The organism is Thermaurantimonas aggregans (assembly GCF_003851885.1).
Lineage (GTDB): Bacteria > Bacteroidota > Bacteroidia > Flavobacteriales > Schleiferiaceae > Thermaurantimonas > Thermaurantimonas aggregans.
In genome coordinates this window covers 1-3,913 of sequence record NZ_BHZE01000044.1, presented here as the reverse complement: position 1 = coordinate 3,913, position 3,913 = coordinate 1, and the positions used below count along the sequence as shown (strand labels likewise).

2 protein-coding genes are annotated in these 3,913 nt (G+C 38.0%); one reads left to right on the top strand and one right to left on the bottom strand.

The features are described from left to right. Nucleotides 1–238: 238 nt before the first annotated feature. A complete protein-coding gene (locus EIP89_RS11350) occupies nt 239–2,419 on the bottom strand; it encodes a cation:proton antiporter (protein WP_124398801.1) in 2,181 nt (726 codons plus the stop codon). A gap of 144 nt (nt 2,420–2,563) precedes the next feature. Here EIP89_RS11350 and ychF point away from each other — a divergent pair, with 144 nt between their 5' ends. Further along, complete coding sequence (ychF, locus tag EIP89_RS11345; protein WP_124398800.1) at nt 2,564–3,658, top strand: redox-regulated ATPase YchF; 1,095 nt, start codon at nt 2,564–2,566, stop codon at nt 3,656–3,658. Nucleotides 3,659–3,913: the final 255 nt, after the last annotated feature.

The following is a 3,913-nucleotide window of genomic DNA, read 5'->3' as shown; positions in this document are numbered from 1 at the left end:
TAACTTTGTTCCATGCAACACCCACTTTGCGTTTTTGCACTTCGTTAGGAATTTGCCCCCTCAACCCAATCTCTCAAAGATCTACCCCGTCCTGAAAAAACGGGCTGCAAAGGTAAATACTCCTATCTCTTCTGTACAAGATATGAGAATGAAAATTTTGATAGAGTTATTAGTATTTAATCTTCCTTAAGGAAAAAGCGCGGTTAAGAAAGTATGGGAGTGGATAATTTAAAGATAATTATTTAAGTTTAAATATTTTAGCAATAGCCTTACCCAAATCATCCAATCGTTCGATCGACTCTGGCATCGATGGATTCTTTAGATTTAAATTATCATAACCATCCACACCGAGTTGAATAGGATACACGAGCAGGAAATTATTTTGGGTAAAATATTTGTTCAGATAGTGAGGTATTTTATTCATATTACTCTGGTAAGAGGGCTTATGTGGTCTGCTTAGCTGTATAATCAAGTTGTCATCTTGTTTTATATGTCTCGACAGGATTAAAAAATCATCCCAATCCTCAAATACCTCAAATTCGCAATTTATGGGCATTTTTTTGTTGATCTGCTTTAAATACTCCAGGGTTGTTTCACTCGAGTAGAAAACAATTTTGGCACCTGAATTTTTTGAAACGTTCCAAATCTTTTTTAACCATAAGAGAAACCCGAGTTCCTTTTCAGCTTTATCAGGAATGATCACTATATGTCTTTTGATAGTAGAAAGAGGTTGTTGGGGCTTATAGATGAATGTTGTTACGTTATTTTTTGCAAGGATTCCTTCAGCGAGATTTCCTAAAAAGTTTTTTGAAATGCCTTTGTTAGAATTAAGACCTAAAATTAGATCAGTAATTTTTTTCTCTTTAATCGTACCAGTAATGGCATTTACTACGTTTACGTCATAGCGAAGTACATCATTAAGCCGCACATCAGCTCCAGAGGCTGTTAAAACAGCTTTTTCTAATACCTTTTTAGCCATCTTATCGTTCAGCTCATCACTGCCTTCATGAACTACGGTAAGCGCGTGCAGCCCTGATTTGTTTTTATTAGCTTTAATCAATAGTGCCAGTTGTACGAGTTCTTCTACTTGATTTTCCTGATGGGTAGCAATAAGTATTTTTTCTTCGTCCGAAATTCCATTTTCTTCCTCTTGATTAGAGTCTAATTCGCTGATTGCAAGCTTTTGAGCACCTTTTTGAGCTGCAAATGACGCTATGGTGCAGGTAACTAAAATCATAAGAATAGTTCCATTTAACACGCTATCATTCAGGAGTCTTATCGGTTCGACTACTTGCCCTGAGGCAGCTGCTGCTTCTATTTCGCTCTTGTTCAAAATAATATTGTAACCCACCAATACAGCGGCAAGGGTAGCAGCAGCTTGTGCATTACTCAAACCAAAGATTACAAGGCGCTCGGCCACATTAAACTTGTATATTTTTTGAGTTAAGTAGGCAGCTGCAAATTTTGAAAAGGTAGCAACCACCACCATTACGGTGGCCACCAGCAAAGTTTCGTATCCTCTGAAAAAGACTCTGTAGTCAATCAGCATTCCTACTCCGATAAGAAAAAATGGAATAAATAGAGCGTTTCCAACAAATTCAATTCTGTTCATTAAAGGGGAGGTGTGTGGGATCAGCTTATTTAGTGCGAGACCAACCAAAAAAGCACCTATAATGGCCTCAAATCCAGCCACTTCTGCAAAAAAAGCTCCCAAAAATAGCAAAGCTAATACAAATATGTATTGCGATATGCTGTCGTCAAAATTTTTAAAGAACCACCGAGCCAACACTGGAAAACCTAGTAAAACTACAGCTCCAAAAACGAGAACTGATATAATCAGACGATACCAAAAATAACTATCAACAGATCCGGTAGTCATACCAGCTATCACGGCTAGAACTAATAGGGCTAATGTATCTGTAATTACAGTTCCGCCCACCGTGATATTAACAGCTCTGTTTTTAGTAATGCCGAATTTGCTTATTAAAGGATATGCCAATAAGGTGTGTGAGGCATACATACTAGCTAAGAGTATTGAGGTTAAAATACCAAATCCAAGAATGTAAAAGGCACTCAACGTGCCTAAAGTCATCGGTATTGAAAACGTGATGAGTCCGAAAACAATACTTTTACTGCTATTTTTTTTAAAATCTGCTAAATCTATTTCAAGACCAGCTAGAAACATTATGTAGAGTAACCCGGCATTGCCAAAAAGTATGATGCTACTGTCGCGGTCCATTACATGAAGTCCATTAGGACCAATAATGGCCCCGGCGATAATTAATCCGATTAAATGGGGAATTTTTAATTTGTTGAGCAGTATTGGAGCGAATAAGATGATGAAAAGAATTACAGAAAAAATGAGTACAGGGTTTTTTAAAGGCAGTGCAAAGAGTGTTTTTTGTATTAAAAATAGCATTATTGTAATCTTGTTTTTTTGCAAATAAACAAAGAAAAAGCAACTTTTTATGCTGGCCATAGTTTTTGGCCATTGTTTCCTTTAAAAAATTAAGTCCCTGTTAATCACCTAATAATATACTTTTGGCCGCCTTAGTTAGTGTCTATGAAATGTGGTATTGTTGGGCTTCCCAACGTAGGAAAATCAACCTTATTTAACTGTTTATCAAACGCTAAAGCCCATAGCGCAAATTTTCCCTTTTGTACCATTGAGCCTAATGTGGGTATGGTAAATGTGCCAGATCCCCGCCTTGAAAAGTTGGCTGAATTGGTTAAACCTCAGCGCGTAGTACCGGCAACGGTTGAAATTGTCGATATAGCCGGACTTGTAAAGGGGGCTTCAAAAGGTGAAGGCCTTGGAAACCAATTTTTGGGCAATATTCGAGAGACTCACGCCATTCTTCACGTGTTGCGTTGCTTTGACGATCCCAATATCATACACGTAGATGGTTCGGTTAACCCTATACGCGACAAGGAAGTGATCGATACCGAACTACAGCTGAAAGACTTGGAAACCCTTGAAAAGCGGATTTCAAAAATTGAGAAAGCTGCAAAAACCGGCGATAAGACTGCTGCTAAAGAATTCCACGTGTTAAGTCAAATTCGCCAGCTGTTGCACGAAGGGAAAAATGCCCGCGTATTTGTACCAGCTAATGAAGATGAACAAGAGATTGTAAAAAGCCTTCAGCTTCTTACCTCTAAGCCAGTGCTTTACGTTTGTAATGTGGATGAAAGCGCGGCAGCTAACGGAAATCATTGGGTGGATGCCATTCGCGAAATTACACAAAAAGAAAACGCTGGAGTTTTAGTATTGGCAGCTAAAATCGAAAGCGAAATCGCAGAACTAGAAACTTACGAAGAGAGAAAACTCTTTTTAGAAGAACTGGGACTAGAAGAGCCCGGAGTAAATCGACTGATACGTGCGGCTTACGATTTATTGGATCTTCAAACCTTTTTTACTGCAGGTGAAAAAGAAGTACGTGCCTGGACAATCAAAAAAGGCGATACCGCCCCCAAAGCTGCCGGCGTAATTCATTCTGATTTTGAGAAGGGATTTATTCGGGCTGAAGTAATTGCCTATGAAGATTACATTCACTACGGCTCAGAAGCCGCAGTACGCGAAGCTGGTAAACTTCGTATCGAAGGAAAAGAGTACGTGGTGAAAGACGGCGACATTATGCACTTCCGGTTTAATGTGTGATTTTTAATCCTTTAACTTTAAAAAATACTTTTTGGCACAAAGATTGTCCAATATTAGCAACGTTCTTTTCACCATAAATGTGCTTTTTTCATTTGGGTAAATTTTGTGTTAATCGCTTTAAGCCTCTTAGAAGAAGCTGTCCTAAAAGAGGGCAGCTTTTTTTTATCAGTTTTTAAATGGTATTTAATGTTACAAAAAATGAATTAGACTTAAAGCAGGTTTTTGGTAGTGATATTTCAAAAAATTGATTTTTGA